Origin of the sequence: Pseudomonas nitroreducens NBRC 12694 (genome assembly GCF_002091755.1) — a bacterium.
Taxonomy (GTDB): domain Bacteria; phylum Pseudomonadota; class Gammaproteobacteria; order Pseudomonadales; family Pseudomonadaceae; genus Pseudomonas; species Pseudomonas nitroreducens.
Genome location: NZ_BDAI01000004.1, coordinates 306296 through 326759, shown reverse-complemented (window position 1 = coordinate 326759; position 20464 = coordinate 306296). Strand labels below are relative to the sequence as shown.

Here is a 20464-nt window from a genome sequence, read left to right as displayed (position 1 = left end):
GCCCGAGTCAACCTGACAGGTGTAGTCGATGCTCTTGTCTGGCATCATCCGCGCCCGGAAAAACGCGTGGTGTGCACCGAGGGCTGTTGGGTAGATTTCCCACAAGAGACTTGTATACATAATTTGTGTTGATTCGTTTCAACACAGGTTTCCCATGTATCCAATCTACCGGTTAGTAGTTGCCATTCCTGTGCTTGCCGATGGCGCGATGCCCTTGAATCAGGCGAAGTTGTCCTGTGGGTCAAGAAATGGCCCGGCCCGTGCACCTGCGTCTTCTCTGCCAAAGGAGCGGATCCCGAGGGGTTCGTCATAAAAATGGAACATCTGGTCAGGATTGGCTCCAATCTTGCTTTTCCTCGCCAGGCCTGACCGACCGGACAGGTTCCACCGACAATTAAAAAACGCAACACGACTGCACTGATTAGGAGCAACGCATGACTCGCACTCTCGCATCCCTGCTGCTCGCCGGCGGGCTGCTCGCGGCCGGGCAGGCCATGGCTGGCGGTGAAGACCTGACCCCGGCTCCGGCATCCAATGACGGCCCGCTGATCTGGCACAACGAAAGCCTGACCTACCTGTGGGGCAAGAACTTCAAGGTAGACCCGCCGATCCAGCAGACCTTCACCTTCGAGAGCGCGAGCGCCTGGACCTGGGGTGACATCTGGTTCTTCGTCGACCAGATCAACTACAACGGCAAGGAAAGCGCCACCAACGGCAAGAACACCTACTACGGCGAGTTCAGCCCGCGCCTGTCGTTCGGCAAGATCACCGGCACCGACCTGTCCTTCGGCCCGATCAAGGACGTGCTGCTGGCCAGCACCTACGAGTTCGGCGAAGGCGACGTCGAGTCCTACCTGCTCGGCCCGGGCTTCGACCTGGCGCTGCCGGGCTTCGATTACTTCCAGCTGAACTTCTACTACCGCAAGCCCGACGGCAACCGCGTGCCGTCCGGCGCCTGGCAGATCACCCCGGCCTGGGCCATCACCTTCCCGGTGGGCAACTCCGACATCCTGTTCGACGGCTTCATGGACTGGGTCGTGAACAACAAGGACGCCAGCTCCAGCCGCCGCAACCAGTCGGATTACCACGCCAACCTGCACTTCAACCCGCAGGTGAAGTACGACCTGGGCAAGGCCATGGGTTACGAGGCCAAGCACCTGTACGTCGGTATCGAGTACGACTACTGGTCCGACAAGTACGGCATCAAGGACTCGCAGTTCTTCACCACCGACCAGAACACCGTCAGCGCACTGGTCAAGTACCACTTCTGATGTCACGACTCACCCCGCCGCCTGGCGGGGTGGTTCTTTCTGATGTCGCCGCTGCACCTTTCGTAGATTGTCCCGCAAAAACTTCGGAAATTGCCGACATTCCGAACAGCTGCGCCCCAATTGGTCGAGGCGCTGCGCTGCTCTAGCTTTGTCTCTCTTTAGCTTCACCAAGGAGATGTGAGCCATGAAGAAACTGTTGATCGCGACCATCGTCGCGAGCATATGCACCCCCGTGCTAGCAGCGCCACTCGGGCATCCGAGCATTCCTCCCACTGAGCTCCACGACAGGACGCACGCGGGCGGCTTCTACCAGGACGTGGTAACGCACACGCAGCCAGCAGCTCCCGAGGAGCCAGCGCGGGAAGAAAAGGCTGTGGTCGCCACGACCGAATGCCAACCGTTGTGGGGCGGCGGCAAGCAGGATGACCAGGCGGCGGCTGAGCAGGCGCGCCAGGATGATCAGGATGCCAGGCAGCGCGGTGTCGCGGTTGTGCCGGTTCCGGACGGTTGCGCGGGGCTGGGTCTTGCTCGTCCGCTCTACGGCAATATGTCGGTAGGTGCTGCCGTCGGTATCGGCGCCGCCATCGTCGCCGTCGGTGCTGCCATCGGCAACCATGGTGGCGGCGGGCACCACAGCTCTTCCGGCACCACTGGCACAACCCGCTAACCACAGTGCCTCCGGTCTGTGCCGGGGGCATTGCTGTCTCAAGGCTGGAACCGGCCGCTGCCCGCAGGCCGGTTCCCAGCTTTTTCCTTGTTGCGCTTGAATCCCGCTACCCGCCTGGGTTATCCATGCAGCGCCACCGCTCAATGCACGGATATCCCGCATGACCCTCCAGGTACCCGCCCATACCGCACCCAACGGCGAAAAGCCCGCCGGCCGCATTCGCCAGAAGAACGAGGAAGCCATCCTCGCCGCCGCCGAGGAGGAGTTCGCTCGCCACGGCTTCAAGGGCACCAGCATGAACACCATCGCCCAGCGCGTCGGCCTGCCCAAGGCCAACCTGCACTACTACTTCAGCAACAAGCTGGGGCTGTACGTAGCGGTGCTGAGCAACATCCTCGAACTGTGGGACAGCACCTTCAACCACCTCACCGTGGATGATGACCCCGCGGTGGCCCTGGCCACCTATATCCGCGCCAAGATGGAATTCTCCCGCCGCTACCCGCAGGCCTCGCGGGTCTTCGCCATGGAGATCATCAGTGGTGGCGAATGCCTCTCCGAACACTTCAGCCAGGACTACCGCACCTGGTTCGCCGGCCGCGCCGCCGTGTTCCAGGCCTGGATCGAGGCCGGCAAGATGGACACCGTGGACCCGGTGCACCTGATCTTCCTGATCTGGAGCAGCACCCAGCACTACGCCGACTTCGCTACCCAGATCGGTTTCGTCACCGGTCGCAAGCGCATGTCCAGGCAGGACTTCAGCGACGCCAGCGACAACCTCATCCGCATCATCCTCAAGGGTTGCGGGCTGACGCCGCCGACCTCCGCATGAGTTTCACCCTGGCCGGCCTCGCCCGCTACGAAGAAGACATCCGCAAGAGCCGCTTCCAGTGCGTGGCCGCACCTATTGCCAGCGAGGCCGAGGCCCAGGCCTTCCTCGCCGCGCACCGGGACGCCAGTGCCGGGCACAACTGCTGGGCGTGGAAGCTGGGCAACCAGTACCGCTTCAGCGATGACGGCGAGCCCGGCGGCACCGCCGGCCGGCCCATGCTGGTGGCCATCGAAGGGCAGGACATGGACCGCGTGGTCGTCGTGGTCAGCCGCTGGTTCGGCGGTATCAAGCTCGGTACCGGCGGCCTGGCCCGCGCCTATGGGGGTTGCGCGGCGAAATGCCTGCAGGACGCCGAGCGGGTCGAACTGGTGCCCAGCAGCCGGCTGGCCTTCGATTGCACCTTCGCCGAGCATGCGTTGTTCAAGGCGCGAGTCCTTGCGCTCGGTGCCAGCATCGAGGACGAAACCTTCGGTGGGGAGGGCGTGCAGGTGACGGCGGTCCTGCCGACCACCCGGATCGAGCCGTTGCAGAAGCTGCTCGGTGACCTCAGCCGCGGTCGTATCCGGGCGCGCTTGCTGGACGCCTGATTCTTCTCCCCAAATCCCGTGGAACCACCTGTGGATAACCTGTGGCAGGTCGGCTCCTGCCTGCGCCGTCCGGAGGCTGCAGGGCATCGCTCATTTTCTGAGCAATTCGTCGCCGGCCTGTTGAGCAAAATATGAACAAGCTGTGGAAAAGTTGTGGATGAATTGCGCCGGAAACGCCGCTCGGGATCACTCCTGACCATTCGGTAAATTATTCACTGGATTGATGCAGGGCTTGCGGGGCCTGGGTCCGGGCTTTTGGCTGGATGGGCGGACGGCACCCGACAGGTTGGGGGCAACTCTCTGGACAATCTGTGGGCAACGTGTGGGCAAGGTGTCTCGTCGTTGAGACACATCGTGAGTTTATCGGCCGTCATCCACCGCCAGCCTTGGCGAAAAGCCTGCCGCTTCGCTTTGAAAATCTGTGGGTAACTCTGGGGAAAAGGCGCCGGCGCATGGCCGGCGCCAGTGCCTTCAAAGACGGAATTGCGCCATCTGCCGCGCCAGGTCGTCGGCCAGGGTTCGCAGCTCGCGGCATTGCTCGCGGCCATGCTGCACTTCGCGGGTGGTGGCGTGGGCGAGATCGGCGATGCCCTGCACGTTGCGGTTGATCTCCTCGGTCACCGCCGACTGCTCCTCGGTGGCCGTGGCGACCTGGTGGTTGATGTCGCTGATGCGCTCCACCTGGTCGGCGATGGCGCCCAGGGAAGCGCCGGCCTGTTCGCTGGCCGCCAGGCTCTGCCCGGTGGTCTGCTGGCTGGATTGCATCGAGCGCACTGCGGCCTCCGCGCCGCCCTTCAGGCGCTGGATGATCGTGAGGATTTCGTCGGTGGAGCCCTGGGTGCGGCTGGCCAGCGTGCGTACCTCATCGGCGACCACGGCGAAGCCACGGCCCAGTTCGCCGGCGCGCGCCGCCTCGATGGCGGCGTTGAGGGCAAGCAGGTTGGTCTGCTCGGAGACGCCGCGGATCACTGCCAGCACCTGGTCGATGCTCGCCACCTGCCCGGCCAGTTCGCCGACCGCGCCGGCCGCCTCGCCGATCTCCCCGGACATGCGCTGGCCGACCTGCAGCGAGCCGCCGACCACCCGCCGCGCTTCGCCGGCTTCGTCGCGCGCCTGCTGCGATGCGCTGGCCGCCTGCTCGGCGTTGCGGGCGATTTCCTGCACCGTGCTGCCCATCTCGTTCACTGCCGTGGCGACCATGTCGGTCATTTCCTGCTGGCGGCCGGCACGGTCGGCGGTGTTGTCCACCACCTGCGCCACTTCGCCGACGGTGCGCAGCAGTTGCTGGCTGGTGCCAAGCACGGCACTGATCAGCGCGCGCTGGCCTTCGAGGAAGCGGTTGAAGCCGCGCGCCAGGTCGCCCAGTTCGTCCGCGCGGCTGTCGTCCAGGCGGCGGGTGAGGTCACCCCCGCCACCGCCGATCTCCAGCAGCGCACTGGTCACCTGGCGGATCGGCCTGGCGAGGCTGCGCGCCATGAGTACCACCAGCGCCAGGCAGAGCAGGGCGACCACTGCTCCGGCGAGGCCGGAGAAGGCCAGCGCCTCGCGGGCGTCGGCATAGATTTCCGCCTCCGGCACTTCGCTCACCAGGGTCCAGCCCAGGTCATGCAGCGGCAGGCTGGCGGCGAGGTAGGTCTCGCCGTTGCGTTCGAAGCGAGCGCTGTGGAAACCCTGCTGGCCGAGCAGTGCGCCCGCCGCGCCGGGCCCGATCAGGTCGCCCAGGCTGCGCCCTTTGGGCAGCGTGGCATCGGGATGAATCTGCACCTGGCCGTCGTTCTTCACCAGATACACGCGCCCGGACTGGCCGAAGCGGAAGTCGCTGATCAGCGTCGACAGTTCGCGCATCTCCAGGCCCAGGCCGGCGATGCCGAGCAGCTTGCCGTCGCGCTCCACACGCTGGTCGATGAACAGCGCCAGTTCGCCGGTGCTGCCGTCGGTGTCGATGTTCCACATGCGCGGCTTGCCGCTGTCGATGAACTGGAAGTACCAGCTGTCCTTCGGCTCGCTGCGGCTCAGCGTGCGTTCCTTGCCCTTGTCGCTGTAGTAGGCGCCGCTGGCGTTGGAGGTGATCAGCGCGGAGAAGGCCTTCTGCGAGGCGCGGATGCCGCCCAGATAGCGGGTGAACTCGGCCAGTTGCGCGGGGCTTTCGCCGGCGGCCAGCCAGTCCTGCACCAGGGTGTTGTCGGCGATGCCGGCCGCTGCGGTGATGGGGCCGGTGAGGCGCTTCTCGAAGTCATTGGCAATCGCCTGGATGCTCGCGGGCAGCGCCTGTTCGAGCAGGTAGCGCTCGCTCAGGCGGTTGACCTGCACGGCATAGAGGCCCAGGACGATGAGCAGGCTGATGAGCAGGGCGGCGCCCATGCTGAGGATGAGCTGGGTCTGGATACTTCGCAGGCGCATTTTCTTGTTTTCCTCCGGACGCACAACGAAACGCCCGCCGGGCGGCGGGCGAAGAGACGGGGTCGTTGAGTGTATCGGCGGCAGCGGGAAAAACTGTTGTCCCACTGGTCAGGTTTTTGCGTCCGCTGGCGTGTCGCCGCACGCACCTTCGCTACATAGCGCGGCCCATTCCACGCCTTCGCGCGTCTGCCGGGCAGGGGCGTCCTGGTGATAACGGGCGATGACCTGGGCGGCGACCGAGATGGCCACTTCCAGCGGGCGTTTGCCGGGCACTTCGCCAAGACCGATGGGGCAATGCATCTGCTCGATCACCTGCGGTGGATAACCGTGCTGCTCCAGCCTCATCTGGAAGCGCCGCGCCTTGGTGCGCGAGCCGATCATGCCGAGAAAGCCGGCGTCGCCGCGCTTGAGCACGGCTTCGGCAATGGCGTAATCCAGTGGATGGTTGTGGGTCATGACCAGGAAGTAGCTGCCCGGCGGCGCTTCGTGCACGGCGTCCTCGGGTTCCTCCAGCAGGCGCGTGCGCACGCCGTCAGGGACGGCCTTGGGAAGTTCCGCCGCGCGGCTGTCCACCCATTCCAGGCGCAACGGCAAACCTGCCAGCAATGGCGCGAGGGCGCGGCCGACGTGCCCCGCGCCGAACAGCACGACCTGGGGCCCACGCGCGGCAAAACACTCGAACAGCAGGCTGGCGCGCCCACCGCAGCACTGGCCCAGCCGCGCGCCGAGGGGGAAGTGTTCCAGCGCCTGGCGATCCTTGCCGGCCAGCAGCAACTGGCGGGCGTGCTCGATGGCAGCGAACTCCAGGTGACCGCCGCCGATGGTGTCGAAGATTTCCCCGGCGGTGACCAGCATCTTGCTGCCGGACTCGCGGGGCGTGGAGCCCTGCACGCCGATCACCGTGATCAGCACGTAGCCCTCGGCGCTGTCGCGCAGGCCGGCGACGGCGTCCATCCAGGTTCGGGTCATGCTCGGTTCTCCTGGCGCATCGCCTCGCAGGCCCAGAGTACCCGCTCTGGTGTCGCCGGTGTATCCAGGTCGGCGCTCAGGCGGTAATCCGCGAGGCTGGCGATGGCGTCGCGCAGTGCCGACCACACCGAGATCGCCAGCATGAACGGCGGCTCGCCCACGGCCTTGGACAAGTACACGCTGTCCTCCTCGTTGGGGCGCTCGAACAGTGCCACGCGGAAGTCTTCCGGCGTGTCGCTCACCGCCGGAATCTTGTAGGTCGCCGGCCCCACCGTGAGCAGCTTGCCCGCATCGTCCCAGCGCAGTTCCTCGGTGGTCAGCCAGCCCATGCCCTGGATGAAGCCACCCTCGATCTGGCCGATGTCGATGGCCGGGTTAACGCTGCGGCCGACGTCATGGAGGATGTCCACGCGCAGTACGCGGTACTCGCCGGTCAGCGTGTCCACTTCCACCTCGGACACCGCCGCGCCGTAGGCGAAGTAGAAGAACGGATGGCCCTGGCCCTTCTCGCGGTCGTAGAAGATTTTCGGCGTGCGGTAGAAACCGGTGGCGGAAAGCTGGATGCGCGCGAAGTAGGCAGCCTGGATGGCCTCGACGAAGTCGAGGTGCCGGGTTCCCACCGTTATGCCGCCGTGTTCGAAACGTACTTCCTGCGGCTTCACCTCGTCGCGTTCGGCAAGGAAGTCCACCAGCCGTTTCTTCAGCGTCCGCGCCGCATCGCGGGCAGCCATGCCATTGAGATCGGTGCCGCTGGAAGCGGCAGTGGGCGAGGTGTTGGGCACCTTGTCGGTGCGCGTGGCGGTGATCACCACGCGCTCCAGCGGTACCTGGAATTCCTCGGCGACAATCTGCGCGACCTTGGTGTTCAGGCCCTGGCCCATCTCGGTGCCGCCGTGGTTCAGCTGGATGCTGCCGTCGGTGTAGAGGTGGATCAGCGCGCCGGCCTGGTTCAGGTGCTGCGCGGTGAAGGAGATGCCGAATTTCACCGGTGTCAGGGCGAGGCCTTTCTTCTGCACTGGGCTCCGCGTGTTGAAGTCATGGATCGCCGAGCGGCGCGCGGCGTAGTCGCTGCTCGTTTCCAGGCGCGCGATCAGCTCGCCCAGCAGGTTGTGCTCGACCTTCTGGTGGTAGGGCGTCAGCTCGCGCCCCGTTCCTCCGTAGAGGTTGAGCTTGCGCACATCGAGCGGGTCCTTGCCCACCGCGCGGGCGATGTCGTCCATGGCGCGCTCGATGACCATCATCCCCTGCGGCCCGCCGAAGCCGCGGAAGGCGGTGTGCGAGACGATGTTGGTGAAGCTGCGGTAGCCGGAGATGGCCACGTCGGGGATGAAGTAGGCGTTGTCGGCGTGGAACATCGCGCGGTCGACGATGGCGTCGGAGAGGTCCGGCGAATGGCCGCAGTCGCCCACCACTTCCAGCTGCGCGGCGAGCAACCGGCCTTCTTCGTCGAAGCCGACGCGGTAGCGGTTGTGAAAGGGGTGGCGCTTGCCGGTCAGGCGCATGTCGTCGGCGCGTGGCAGGCGCAGCTTCACGGCTTGCCCGGTCTTGCGGGCGAGCAGCGCGGCGAGGCAGGCGAAGGGCGCGGCCTGGGTTTCCTTGCCGCCGAAGCCGCCGCCCATGCGGCGCACTTCCACGGTGACCTTGGCCAACGGGATCGCCAGCACTTCGGCCACCAGTTTCTGCACTTCGCTGGGGTGCTGGCTGGAGGTGTGCACCAGCATGCCGCCGTCGTCGCCGGGCAGCGCCAGCGAGGCCTGGCCTTCGAGGTAGAAATGCTCCTGGCCGCCGATGAACTGGCGGGCTTCCAGCAGGTGCGGGGCTTTCTCCAGCGCCGTTTGCGCATCGCCCCGGCGCATGTGGTGCGGTGGGCGTACGAAGCGTTCCTCGGCCTTTGCCTTGAGCGGATCGATCAGCGGATCTTCCTGCGCGTATTCGACCTTCGCCAGGCGTACCGCCCGGCGTGCCTGGATCAGGCTGTGCGCCGCGACGGCGAACAGTGCTTGCCCGTGGTACTTCACCCGCTCGCCGGCCAGCAACGGGTCGCCGGGGAACACCGGGCCGATGTCGGTGTGGCCGGGCACGTCGTCCAGGGTCAGCACGGCCACTACGCCGGGGGCGCTTCGCACCGCGTCGAGGTCGAGGGAAAGAACGGCGCCGCAGGCAATTTCCGTGACGCCGACGGCGGCGTGCAGCAGGTCGCGCGGCTCCTTCAGGTCGTCCACGTAGCGCGCGGCGCCGCTGACGTGCAGCGCTGCGCTGTCGTGTTCGCGGGGCTGGCCCGCACTGTGGATGGCGACCGCGACGCCATTGCTGGCCAGCGGTGGCAGGCTACGCATGGCGCACCTCCGCGGCATTGTCGGACCATTCCAGTAGTGCGCGCTGCAGCAGGTTCTGCGCCACCTTCAGGCGATAGGCGGCGCTGGCGCGCAGGTCGTCGATGGGCTGGAAATCCTCCGGGATCGCGGCCTGCGCCGCAACGACGGCCGCTGTGTCGAATGGCTTGCCGCGCAGCGCCGCTTCGGTCCGCAGGCCGCGCAGGGGCGTGGCCGCCATGCCGCCGTAGGCAAGGCGCACATCGGTGACGATGGCGTTGTCATCGAGGTCCAGTCGCAGCGCCATGCACACGGCGGAAATGTCGTCGTCGCGGCGTTTGGACACCTTGTCGACGCGGAACCGCTGGTGGCTGCCCAGGCGCGGGATCAACACCGCTTCGATGTACTCGCCGGGCTGCAGGACGGTCTTGCGATAGCCGGTGAAGAATCCATCGACAGGCACCTCGCGCACGGCTCCCGACTGGCGCAGGCGCAACGTCGCATCCAGGGCCAGCAATACCGGCGGCGTGTCGCCGATGGGCGAGGCGTTGGCGATGTTGCCGCCCAGGGTGCCGCGCTGGCGGATCTGCAGGGAGCCGAGGCGTTCCAGCAAGGCGCTCACGCCGGGGAATTCGTCCAGTGCAGCGAGGCAGTCGGCATAGGGGCGCGCGGCACCGATCAGCAGGTGGTCGGCATGGCGTTCCAGGCGTTGCAGCTCGTCGACGCGGTCGAGGTGGATGAGCGCCGTGAACGCTTTGAGGTTCTGCGTCGCTTCAAGCGCCAGGTCGGTGCCGCCGGCGATCAGCCGCGCCTGCGGATGGCGCTGAAGCAAGTCGTCCAATTCGTCAAGCGAACCGGGCAACCAGGCCTGCGCCATGCCTTCGCAAAGGGCGCCGGCTGTGGAGATGTCCCGCAGGCGGGCGACCGTCAGGGCACTGTTCTGCTCGAAGCTGTCCAGGCACGGCTGTCCGGCGATCTGCGCGGCGGCATCGAGGATCGGCCGGTAGCCGGTGCAGCGGCACAGGTTGCCCGAAAGTGCCGTCAGCGCCGTCTCGCGGCTATGTGGCGGCGGTGAATGGTGCCAGGAGAACAGCGACATGACGATGCCGGGTGTGCAGAAGCCGCACTGCGAGCCGTGGCAATCGACCATGGCCTGCTGGACCGGGTGCAGCGCGCCGGGTTCGCCCAGGTGCTCAACGGTCAGCACCTGGCGTCCGTGGACCGCCCCCAGCAACGTGATGCAGGCGTTCACCGCACGGTAGCGCAAGGCTTCGCCCTCGGGCTCGGCGAGCACCACGGTACAGGCGCCGCAGTCGCCCGAGGCGCAGCCCTCCTTGGTGCCGGTGCGGGCGCGGTGGATGCGCAGGTAGTCGAGCAGGCTGGTCTCGGGCGCGAACCCGTCGGCCTGGACTGCTTCTTCGCCGAGCAGGAACTGGATCATCGGGAGTCCTCGTCGTCATGCGTGCGGCGTGCCGCTTCGCGAAGGCTGACCGGAACGGGCGAGAACCCTGCGTTAGCGGCCCACGCAAACAAGCATAGGCGCGTGGGCGGGCAGGGCAAAAAAGCAGGGGCTGGCAAGGCAGGGCGAGGCACCGTACGTCGCGTTTGCCGTTGCCCTCGAGCGGCTTTCGCGCCAAGGTGTGAAGACCGGTGCAAGCCGCCGGACTCGGGGGGAGGGCTTGAAGCCGCCAGGCAGAGCCCTTGAAGCGGGAATTCAGGTGTAGGATCCCGCGTTTCGCTTGATAGGAAACTTCTTCCTTTTATAGCTGCCCTCATAGAAATACTCAATATTCCTAATGCCCTAAATCAATGGGCCTTTTTTGTCATCAGACGATAATCTTCTACCTGTCGAATTTCTAACGATCGACCCACTCGATTAAACGACAACTCTCTACGAGGAATTGCCTAATGAACCTGATCAACACCCAAGTCCAACCGTTCAAGGTCAACGCTTTCCATAATGGCAAGTTCATCGAAGTCACCGAGCAGTCCCTGAAGGGCAAGTGGTCGGTACTGATCTTCATGCCGGCAGCCTTCACCTTCAACTGCCCGACCGAGATCGAAGACGCCGCCAATAACTACGCTGCGTTCCGTGACGCTGGTACCGAGGTTTACATCGTGACCACCGACACCCACTTCTCCCACAAGGTGTGGCACGAAACCTCCCCGGCTGTTGGCAAGGCTCAGTTCCCGCTGATCGGCGACCCGACTCACCAGCTGACCAACGCTTTCGGCGTGCACATCCCGGAAGAAGGCCTGGCCCTGCGCGGCACCTTCGTGATCAACCCGGAAGGCGTGATCAAGACCGTCGAAATCCACTCCAACGAGATCGCTCGTGACGTCGGCGAGACCCTGCGCAAGCTGAAAGCTGCCCAGTACACCGCCGCTCACCCGGGCGAAGTCTGCCCGGCCAAGTGGAAAGAAGGCGAGAAGACCCTGGCTCCGTCCCTGGACCTGGTCGGCAAGATCTAAGAACGGCCGGGAAGCGGTTGCGCGGCAGCTCCTGCCGCGCAACCACCGGGCGCCCGCCCACAGCGCTTCCCCCACCGTTTTGCAGTACCCCGAGGATGCCTACCGGCATCCTCCCTGCCTAAAGCCAAAAGCGTGCGTAGGGTGGGCCAGAAGGCTCGCCGGGGAACCCCTTTGCTCAAATTCCGAGGATCTGGATCATGTTGGACGCCACTCTTAAAACCCAGTTGAAGGCCTACCTGGAAAAGGTTCAGCAGCCGTTCGAGATCGTCGCTTCCCTCGATGACAGCGACAAATCCCGCGAACTGAGCGAACTGCTGCACGACATCGTCGGCCTGACCGACAAGATCACCCTGCGAGAAGATGGCAGCGACGCCCGCAAGCCGTCGTTCTCGCTGAACCGCCCGGGGGCGAACATCGGCCTGACTTTCGCCGGTATCCCCATGGGCCACGAATTCACTTCCCTGGTGCTGGCGCTGCTGCAGGTCGGCGGCCACCCGTCCAAGCTCGAGGCCGACGTGATCGAGCAGGTCAAGGGCGTGCAGGGAACGTTCGAGTTCGAAACCTACTTCTCGCTGTCCTGCCAGAACTGCCCGGACGTGGTGCAGGCGCTGAACCTGATGGCCGTGCTCAACCCGAACATCCGCCACGTCGCCATCGACGGCGCGCTGTTCCAGGATGAAGTCGAGCAGCGCCAGATCATGTCGGTGCCGAGCATCTACCTGAACGGCGAAGTGTTCAGCCAGGGCCGCATGGGCGTGGAAGAAATCCTCGCCAAGATCGACACCGGCGCCGCTGCCCGCGAAGCCGAGAAGCTGTCGGCCAAAGAAGAGTTCGACGTCCTGGTCGTCGGCGGTGGCCCGGCCGGCGCTGCGGCTGCGATCTACGCCGCCCGCAAGGGCATCCGCACCGGCGTTGCCGCCGAGCGTTTCGGCGGCCAGGTGCTGGACACCATGGCCATCGAGAACTTCATCTCGGTGACCGAGACCGAAGGCCCGAAACTGGCGCGCCAGCTCGAAGAGCACGTCAAGCACTATGACGTCGACATCATGAACCTGCAGCGCGCCAGCGCGCTGATTCCGGCCAAGAGCGTCGGCGGCCTGCACGAAGTGCAGTTCGAGGGCGGCGGCAGCCTGAAGGCCAAGTCCGTGATCCTGGCCACCGGCGCCCGCTGGCGCGAAATGGGCGTGCCGGGCGAGAAGGAGTACAAGGCCAAGGGCGTGTGCTTCTGCCCGCACTGCGATGGCCCGCTGTTCAAGGGCAAGCGCGTGGCGGTGATCGGCGGCGGCAACTCCGGCGTCGAAGCGGCCATCGACCTGGCCGGTATCGTCTCCCACGTGACCCTGCTGGAGTTCGACAGCAAGCTGCGCGCCGACGCCGTGCTGCAGCGCAAGCTGTTCAGCCTGCCGAACGTGGACGTGATCACCAGCGCGCTGACCAGCGAAGTGAAAGGCGATGGCCAGAAGGTCACCGGCCTGGTCTACAAGGACCGCAACTCGGAAGAGTTCAAGTCCATCGACCTGGAAGGCATTTTCGTGCAGATCGGCCTGCTGCCCAACAGCGAATGGCTCAAAGGCACCATTGAGCTGAGCCCGCGTGGCGAGATCATCGTCGACGCCCGTGGTGAAACCTCGCTGCCCGGCATCTTCGCCGCCGGCGACGTGACCACCGTACCGTACAAGCAGATCGTGATCGCGGTCGGCGAAGGCGCCAAGGCGTCGCTTTCCGCCTTCGATCACCTGATCCGCTCCTCCGCGCCAGCCTGATGACCTCGCGCTAGAGAAAGAAACGCCCGGCTCACGAGAGTGAGTCGGGCGTTTTCTTTTGTGCGGAATTTGCCGGACTCTCAGAGAATCGGCGACACCAGCCGCGCCACCCGCATCCCCAGTTGCTGCAGCCGGTGCACGCGCCTGCGGTCGTCCAGGGTCATCTCCACCGACTGGGCGAAGTCCTCTTCCAGCATGGCTTCCACGTCGCGGGCGAAGCCTTCGTCGACGGTGATCACCATGATCTCGAAGTTCAGGCGGAAGGAGCGGTTGTCCAGGTTGGCGCTGCCCACCGCGGCGCTGTCGTGGTCGATCAGCACCACCTTCTGGTGCAGGAACCCCGGCTGGTAGCGGAACACCCGCACGCCAGCACGCACGGCCTCCAGGGCGTAGAGGCTGGAGGCGGCGTAGACCGTCTTGTGGTCCGGCCGCGAGGGCAACAGGATGCGCACATCCACGCCGCGCAGCACCGCCAGGCGCAAGGCAGCAGCGACGGCTTCGTCCGGGACGAAGTAGGGCGTGGTGATCCACACCCGCTCAACCGCCGCGTTGATCGATTCGACGAAGAACAGCGAGCAGGTTTCCTGGGGGTCCGCCGGGCCGCTGGGGACGACCTGGCAAAGCATCCCGGCATCGTCGTAGCCATCGGGCAGGATCAGCGTCGGCAGGGTATGGGTGGCCCAGAACCAGTCCTCGGCGAAACATTCCTGCAGGCACGCCACCGCCGGCCCGCGCAGTTCGATGTGAGTATCGCGCCAGGGCGCCAGCGGCGGCTTCTCGCCCAGGTATTCGACGCCGACGTTGTGCCCGCCGACGAAGCCGCGCAGGCCATCGACGACCACTATCTTGCGATGGTTGCGGAAGTTCACCTGGAAGCGATTGATCATCCCGCTGCCGGTGCTGAACGCATGCACCTGCACGCCGCCCTGGCGCAGCTTGTCGATATAGCGGCGCGGCAGCGCGTGGCTACCGATGCCGTCGTACAGCAGGAACACGTCGACGCCATTCGCCGCGCGCTCCAGCAGCAGCTGCGCCAGGCGCTGGCCGAGGGCGTCGTCGCGGATGATGAAGAACTGCACCAGCACGACTTTCTTTGCCGCCGAGATGGCTTCGAACATCGCATCGAAGGACGCCTTGCCGTTCGCCAGCAGGCGCACCTCGTTGTTCGCCAGCGTCGGCATGCGCGCCAGCCCGACCATCGCCTTGAGCGCCTTGTAGCCATCGTACTGGCGGGCGGCGAGCGCCTCTTCCACCCAGGGGCGCCAGTCCAGCTCGGCGGCGGCCACGTGCATCTCCTCGTTGGCTTGCCGGCGCGCGCCGATGTAGGCGTCGAAGCGGCTACGGCCGAAGACCAGGTAGGGCACCAGGGTCAGCAGCGGCATGAATACCAGCGAGGTCGCCCAGGCAATGGCACCCTGCGCGGTGCGCACGCTGAGCACGGCATGGACCGCAGCGATGATCCCGAGCAACTGGACCACCACCAGGAAGTGGGCGATGTAGGCGGAGTAATGCATGGGCGCGCGATCGGTTCCTTGTGGTCGGCGATTGGGCTGAGCTTAGCTGGCTGCCGGATACTGCGGCCAACGGTGGATGGGGCCGCGCCAGTGTTCGTAGGCCTTGCCCAGGCGCAGCACCTCGACGTCGGCGAAGCGCGGGCCGACGATCTGCAGGCCGATGGGCATGCCGTCGGCGGTGAAGCCGCAGTTGATTGAGAGTGCCGGTTGCTCGGACATGTTCCACGGCACGGTGAAGCCGATGTGCTCAAAGGGCTGCGCCGGGTCGTTGGTCGGTGATGCCCATTCGGCCGGGAAAGCGGCGACCTGGTTGGTCGGCGAGAGCAGGAAGTCGATCTCCTGGAACTGCTCGGCGGCCCGGCGGCGCATCTCGAACGTCTGGTTGAAGCCGCGCACTGCTTCGGCACCGCTCACCGCCGCGCCGCCCTCGGCCCATTGGAAGATGTAGGGCAGTACCTTGGCCTGGCGCTCCACCGGCAGGTTCTCCAGCTCGGCCCACAGGCGCGCGCGCCAGAACCTGTCCAGGCCCTCGAGCAGCTCGCGGTCGAGGATCGGCCGAACCTCGATGATTTCCGCGCCGGCATCGGCGAACTGTCTTGCGGCGGCTTCCACCGCAGCGCACACCTCGGGCTCGGGGCGCAGGCCGCAGCCGGGGTCCAGCTGCAGTCCGATGCGCAGGCCGCGCACCTCGGCGTAGTCGATGTGCCAGTTGAGATCGGCCGGCGGCAGGGCCGTAGCGTCACGCCAGTCGGGGCGCGCCAGGTGCCTCATCATCAGCGCCGCGTCGTCCAGTGTGCGGGTCATGGGGCCGGCGCAGCGCCCTGTGAAGTAGGGATCGATGGGGATTCGCCCCAGGCTCGGCTTGAAGCCGACCAGCCCGCACCAGCCCGCCGGCAGGCGCACCGAGCCGCCGATGTCGGTGCCGATGTGCAGCGGCCCGTAGCCGGCCGCTGCCGCCGAGGCTGCACCGGCGCTGGAGCCGCCCGGGTTCATGCGCAGGTCCCAGGGGTTGCGGGCCAGCTTGTGGAAGCTGGACAGCCCGGAGGAGAGCATGCCGAAGTCCGGCACCGTGGTCTTGCCCAGCAGGATGGCGCCGGCCTCGTTCATCCGCGCGGCGGGCGGAGCGTTGCCGGTCGCCGGTTGCAGGAGGGTGGCGGCGCTGCCCTGCGGAATCGGGTCGCCGGTGGTGGCGATCAGTTCCTTGATGGTCACCGGTACGCCGTCCAGCTCGCCGCAGGGAGCGCAGCGGATCCAGCGCGCCTCGGAGCGCCGCGCCTGCTCGATCGCGCGCTGCGGGTCGAAGGCATAGAGGGCGCAGAGCTGCGGTTCCCAGCGTTCGATATGGGCGATCAGATGGTCGAGGTACTCGACCGGGGAAAGCTGGTGCGAGCGGTAGAGGGCGAGCAGTTCGACGGCGGACAGATCGTGCAACGGTGGCATGGCGGTCTCCGGCGGGGGCTGTGCCTCACCCTAACCGAATCCGCGCGCCGAGGGGATGGGGTGCGGCACTCATGCCGCACCCGCTTGCGTGGCTCAGGCGCGCTGACGCGACTGCTGGTCGATCAGGTACTGCAGGCGATACAGATGACGGTAGCCCGCTTCCCAGGCGCCGTGGCCGGATTTCACGTTGATGTGCCCGGCGGAGGGCAGGATCACGGTTTCGGCACCCCAGATGCGACCCAGCGCCATGGCGCGCTGCGGGCTGCAGGCGGCGTCGTTGTCCGAACCTACCAGCACCGTCGGGAACGGCAGCGTCTGGGCGGCAATGGGGGCAAAGTTGCGCAGCGCGTCGTGGCAGGTTTCCCGTTCCACATCCGCTGGCGCAACCAGCAGGGCGCCGGATACCTGGGCCAGCGCACGACGATCGGCGCGGGCCGCCCAGGCGGCGACGGTGACGCAGCCCAGGCTGTGGGCGATCAGCACCACGCGGCCGGGCTCGCGGCGGATTTCGCGGTCGAGTTCGGCGACCCAGTCGGCACGCTGCGGGGTGATCCAGTCCTGCTGCTGCACCCGCGCGGCGTTTGGCAGGGCGCGCTGCCAGTGGCTCTGCCAATGGGCGTCGTCGGATCCGTGCCAGCCCGGCACGATCAGGTAGCGGATGCGGTCGTTGCGCATGGGGCGGCCCTCTCGAATCGTCATGAGAAGGCATTCTAGGGAGGGTTTTAATATTCGTTAAGGAATAAGAAATTCTTTGCTTATGCAGTATTTAAGCTAAACGAATGGCTATAAGCGGTTATTCCTGCGCCCGGCGCAACGGGCAGCAGCGCGCCAGGATGCCTTCCAGGTTGAGGTCGGGCATGGCGTATTCTCGCAGTGCGCGGGCGGTCTGCTCGACGTAGTCGCGGGTGGTACCGAAGTGGCCCTGGGCGCTGGCCAGCACGTGCTCGACGATATTGTCGGGCAGGGAGCCGGCGTAGCTGGGCAGATGGCGTTCGAGGACGAAGCCCAGGGCGCGCACGCGCGTGCCGTCGTCGAGGCGGCAGTTGAGCCATTCCGGGCGATAGGAGGCGTAGGGCATCTCCCTTTCCCAAAGCGCGTAGAGGTTGGCGTCGAGGTGATCTTCCGGCAGGCGGAAGGCGAAGCCTGAGCAGGAGCCGCCGCGATCCAGGCCGAGTACCAGGCCGGGTGCTTCCGGGGTGCCGCGGTGGGTCAGGGACCACAGGTAGAGCCCGCGATGGTAGCCGTGCACCCGCGCGCGGCGCGCTTCGGCCACCGGGAACTCCGGGCGCCAGATCAGCGAGCCGTAGGCGAACAGCCACACCGGACCGGCGCCATGTTCGCTCATGGTGATGTCGAGCGAGGCGCGCAGCTGTTGTGGTGTGAAGCGTTCCGGCACCCCCAGTGTCGGCGGATAAAACGGGCCTTCCGAAGCGGGAGACGATGTCATGCGGTACCCCTCAGGTCTCCGAACTGTCATCAACTTAGTGGAAGAGCGGCGGCCACGGAAGAGCCTGAAAGGCATAGGTTTATTGCCGAGGCGGGGATGACGACGAACGGCGGAGGCGAGGTTGTGGATGTTAGCGCCAAAGCCCCGCTCCCCCGCCCTCTCCCTTAAGGGAGAGGGAGCCGATCGGCGTTGCCGGGAGGTACGGGGTTCCGCTTGATGCCATTCAGTCCCCTCTCCCTTCGGAGCGGGGCGCGCAGCCAGGGTTCGGGAGAGGGTGCTACCGGCTGCTCGGTCCCTGGGAATCGCGAATAAAAAAAGGCCGCTCACCCCTGCCTGAGTATTGGGAGAGCGGCCTTGAAGCTCGGTACGTTGTGGAGGTCCCTTTCTACACCCGCTCTGTTTCAGGCGTCTTACAGGTTCCTCAGCGCGCGGTGATGACCGCCAGTTTGGTGATGCCGGCCTTCTCGATGGAGGCCATGGCCTTGGCCACCTGGCCATAGTTCACGGTTTCATCGGCCTGCAGCTGCACGCGGACTTCGGCGTCCTTGGCCTTGGCCGCCGCCAGATTGCTTTGCAGCAGGTCCGGCTGGATCTCGTCCTTGTTGATGAACCACTTGCCGGCGCCGTCGATGCTCACCACCAGCGGGTCCTTCTGCTCCGGCGGGGCGACCGCCTCGGTCTTGGGCAGGTTGATCGGGATGGCGTTGGTCAGCAGCGGCGCGGTGACGATGAACACCACCAGCAACACCAGCATCACGTCCACCAGCGGGGTGACGTTGATCTCGGAGAGAACCTCGTCGCTGTCCTGGGTCGAGAAGGCCATGTCAGCTCGCCTCCTTCACGCTGGCGCCGGCAGCCGGTTTGCGCGCGGCGGTGGGCAGGGCGACGACGCGGAAGGCACTCTTCTGTGCGAGGCTGTAGAAGTCGTGGGCGAAGTCGTCGAGGTCGGCCGCAGTGAGCTTCAGGCGACGGAGGAAGTAGTTGTAGACCAGCACCGCCGGCACGGCGACGGCGATACCCACGCCGGTGGCGATCAGCGCGCTGCCGATGGGGCCAGCGACGGTTTCAAGGCTGGCGGAGCCGGCTGCGCTGATGCCCTTGAGCGCTTCCATGATGCCCCACACGGTGCCGAACAGACCGATGAAGGGCGAGGTGGAACCGATCGAGGCGAGCACCGCCAGGCCGGACTCCAGGGAGCGGCGCTCACGCTGGATCTGCTGACGCAGGGCGCGCTCGAGGCGGTCCTGGTGGTTGATCGACTGGGCCAGGTCCGGCTGGCCGTTGTCCTGCACCTGGATGGCGGCGAAACCGGCCTGGGCCACGCGGGCGCCGGCGCCGGGCTTGCCGGCGGCCTGGTCACCGGCCGATTCGAGGCTGGTGGCGCTCCAGAACTGCTTCTGGAAGCGCTTGTCCTGGGACTTCTGGCGGGTGAACTGGACGCCTTTCACCAGGGCCAGCGCCCAGGTGACGACGGAGAAGCCGACCAGCAGCCAGATGACTGCGCCTTCGACGGATTCCAGGGGGTTCAGGGGCAGACTCATGGGTGTTCTCCTTCCGCGTTTCTCGTGCGGCTGATCTGGGCAAGTTGAATCAATGCAATTTGAAGTCGATGGGTACGCTGACCCAGCCGTCCTGGGCCACATCACCGCGCTTGGCGGGGACGAAGCTCCAGCGTTTCACTGCGCGCACCGCGGCGTCGTCCAGGGCGTCGCGGCCGCTGCTCTTCTGCACCTGGATCTCGCTCGGGCTACCGCTGGCAAGTACGTGCACACGTAGCAGGACGGTGCCTTCCCAACCGCGACGCTGGGCCAGTGGCGGGTATTCCGGCGCCGGGTTCTTCAGATAACCGGCGCTGGCCGAGGGCGGCGTCAGCGGGGCTGGAGCCGGCGCTGGCGGAGCAGGTGGCGCCGGTTGCGGCGGCGGAGTTTCAGCCTTGGGCGGCGCTGGTTGCTCGACCGGCTTGGGCACGGGCTTGGGAACCGGTTTCGGCTTGGGTTTGGGGATCGGCTTGGGCGGCGGCGGTTTCACCGCGTTTTCGTCCACCACCGGAGGTGGCGGCTCCTGCACCACTGGCTCGGGGATCGGCTCGGGCGGCGGCGGTTCCACCACCGGCGGCGTCGGCGCGGTGAATTCGATGGTCATCGGCGGCACCTGTGGCGGTACCTCCGGCAGTTTGGGCGTGGGCTGCTGGCTCAGCCAGTAGATCACCGCGCCGTGCAATGTCAGGGCGAACAGGCCGAGCAGCACGCCTTCGCGGCGGCTCAGCGCGCGGGCTTTCGCCGGCACGTGGCGGCCCAGCTCCAGCGCGTGGCGCAGCGGGCGGCCGAGATCGACCAGGTCGCCGCCGGGCACGTGGCGCAGGAAAGCATCCGGCGCGAGGGCATGCTGGGGTTGAGCCATGAACGATCTCCTTGCAGGTCTGCGCGGCTCTACGACGCGCTTGAAACGGACCTGCATGATTGGCGGAGCGTCTTAGCTCTTGAAGTGATTATTTTCGTTATTGAAATAACTTTCGGGACTATACGGTTTTGCTGGGTCGCTGCAGGCCGCGCCATTCGTGCCTTTGAGCGAAATCGTAAAAAACCGATGCCTTTGCGGCATGGAAAATATGCAGGGAAGGTTGGCGAAAAAATGCTCAAACCCTTGCGGCAGAGCCTTCCTGTAGGAGCGAGCTTGCTCGCGAACGGTGCTCGCCGATGGCAGCGGAGCTGGGTAGGTTCGCGAGCAAGAACCAGGCATCCCTTCGCTCCTACAAAAAAACCAAAAGCCGGAAACGAAAAAGCCCGGTCATTC

Annotated in this window: 17 protein-coding genes and 1 pseudogene; 6 read left to right on the top strand and 12 right to left on the bottom strand. The window is 66.0% G+C overall.

The window, feature by feature from the left end; genetic code table 11:
- Positions 1-434 precede the first annotated feature (434 nt).
- The 4 genes from PNI01S_RS13820 (at position 435) to PNI01S_RS13805 (ending at position 3354) form a co-directional block, all read left to right on the top strand.
- Positions 435-1271, top strand: coding sequence for an outer membrane protein OmpK (locus tag PNI01S_RS13820; RefSeq protein ID WP_024766263.1), 837 nt, complete (start codon positions 435-437; stop codon positions 1269-1271).
- 184 nt (positions 1272-1455) lie between these two features.
- On the top strand, positions 1456-1938 hold the full coding sequence (locus PNI01S_RS28330; protein ID WP_143514254.1) for a hypothetical protein: 483 nt from the start codon (positions 1456-1458) through the stop codon (positions 1936-1938).
- Between the two features lie 160 nt (positions 1939-2098).
- On the top strand, positions 2099-2767 hold the full coding sequence (locus PNI01S_RS13810) for a TetR/AcrR family transcriptional regulator (RefSeq protein WP_024766265.1): 669 nt from the start codon (positions 2099-2101) through the stop codon (positions 2765-2767).
- Positions 2764-3354 (top strand): IMPACT family protein, encoded by a 591-nt coding sequence (locus tag PNI01S_RS13805; RefSeq protein ID WP_037009957.1) that lies wholly within the window; start codon positions 2764-2766, stop codon positions 3352-3354. Before PNI01S_RS13810 ends, PNI01S_RS13805 begins: the two co-directional genes overlap by 4 nt.
- Before the next feature lie 471 nt (positions 3355-3825).
- Here PNI01S_RS13805 and PNI01S_RS28845 read toward each other — a convergent pair whose 3' ends face one another.
- The 5 genes and pseudogenes from PNI01S_RS28845 to xdhA form a co-directional block, all read right to left on the bottom strand.
- Positions 3826-4554: a methyl-accepting chemotaxis protein gene (locus PNI01S_RS28845; protein WP_401036942.1), complete on the bottom strand. Its 729-nt coding sequence runs from the start codon at positions 4552-4554 to the stop codon at positions 3826-3828.
- A 138-nt stretch (positions 4555-4692) separates the two neighbouring features.
- Positions 4693-5715, bottom strand: a pseudogene (locus PNI01S_RS28840) (HAMP domain-containing protein); the annotation flags it as partial.
- Between the two features lie 147 nt (positions 5716-5862).
- On the bottom strand, positions 5863-6723 hold the full coding sequence (gene xdhC, locus PNI01S_RS13795; RefSeq protein WP_084358437.1) for a xanthine dehydrogenase accessory protein XdhC: 861 nt from the start codon (positions 6721-6723) through the stop codon (positions 5863-5865).
- The gene (gene xdhB, locus PNI01S_RS13790) at positions 6720-9059 is read right to left on the bottom strand and encodes a xanthine dehydrogenase molybdopterin binding subunit (protein WP_084358436.1); all 2340 of its coding nucleotides are present in this window, start codon (positions 9057-9059) and stop codon (positions 6720-6722) included. The genes xdhC and xdhB overlap by 4 nt, the downstream gene beginning before the upstream one ends.
- Positions 9052-10476 carry a xanthine dehydrogenase small subunit gene (gene xdhA, locus PNI01S_RS13785; protein WP_084358435.1) on the bottom strand — a complete coding sequence of 475 codons (1425 nt, stop codon included), beginning with the start codon at positions 10474-10476 and terminating at the stop codon, positions 9052-9054. Before xdhA ends, xdhB begins: the two co-directional genes overlap by 8 nt.
- A 467-nt stretch (positions 10477-10943) precedes the next feature.
- Here xdhA and ahpC point away from each other — a divergent pair, with 467 nt between their 5' ends.
- Both ahpC and ahpF read left to right on the top strand, forming a co-directional pair.
- Positions 10944-11507, top strand: a complete 564-nt coding sequence (gene ahpC, locus PNI01S_RS13780; RefSeq protein ID WP_037016170.1) for an alkyl hydroperoxide reductase subunit C — start codon at positions 10944-10946, stop codon at positions 11505-11507.
- 197 nt (positions 11508-11704) lie between these two features.
- Positions 11705-13270, top strand: coding sequence for an alkyl hydroperoxide reductase subunit F (gene ahpF, locus PNI01S_RS13775; protein WP_024766271.1), 1566 nt, complete (start codon positions 11705-11707; stop codon positions 13268-13270).
- An 80-nt stretch (positions 13271-13350) separates the two neighbouring features.
- Here ahpF and cls read toward each other — a convergent pair whose 3' ends face one another.
- From cls to PNI01S_RS13740, 7 genes are all read right to left on the bottom strand, one after another.
- The gene (gene cls / locus PNI01S_RS13770) at positions 13351-14784 is read right to left on the bottom strand and encodes a cardiolipin synthase (protein ID WP_024766272.1); all 1434 of its coding nucleotides are present in this window, start codon (positions 14782-14784) and stop codon (positions 13351-13353) included.
- Positions 14785-14826: 42 nt separating this feature from the next.
- The gene (locus PNI01S_RS13765) at positions 14827-16224 is read right to left on the bottom strand and encodes an amidase (RefSeq protein WP_084358434.1); all 1398 of its coding nucleotides are present in this window, start codon (positions 16222-16224) and stop codon (positions 14827-14829) included.
- 93 nt (positions 16225-16317) lie between these two features.
- Positions 16318-16899, bottom strand: coding sequence for an alpha/beta hydrolase (locus tag PNI01S_RS13760; protein WP_065086393.1), 582 nt, complete (start codon positions 16897-16899; stop codon positions 16318-16320).
- A gap of 118 nt (positions 16900-17017) precedes the next feature.
- Positions 17018-17671 carry a gamma-glutamylcyclotransferase gene (locus PNI01S_RS13755; RefSeq protein ID WP_024766995.1) on the bottom strand — a complete coding sequence of 218 codons (654 nt, stop codon included), beginning with the start codon at positions 17669-17671 and terminating at the stop codon, positions 17018-17020.
- A gap of 421 nt (positions 17672-18092) precedes the next feature.
- On the bottom strand, positions 18093-18494 hold the full coding sequence (locus PNI01S_RS13750) for an ExbD/TolR family protein (RefSeq protein ID WP_024766994.1): 402 nt from the start codon (positions 18492-18494) through the stop codon (positions 18093-18095).
- A 1-nt stretch (position 18495) separates the two neighbouring features.
- Positions 18496-19212, bottom strand: coding sequence for a MotA/TolQ/ExbB proton channel family protein (locus PNI01S_RS13745; protein WP_024766993.1), 717 nt, complete (start codon positions 19210-19212; stop codon positions 18496-18498).
- Positions 19213-19261: 49 nt separating this feature from the next.
- Positions 19262-20071, bottom strand: a complete 810-nt coding sequence (locus PNI01S_RS13740; RefSeq protein ID WP_037016173.1) for an energy transducer TonB — start codon at positions 20069-20071, stop codon at positions 19262-19264.
- Positions 20072-20464: the final 393 nt, after the last annotated feature.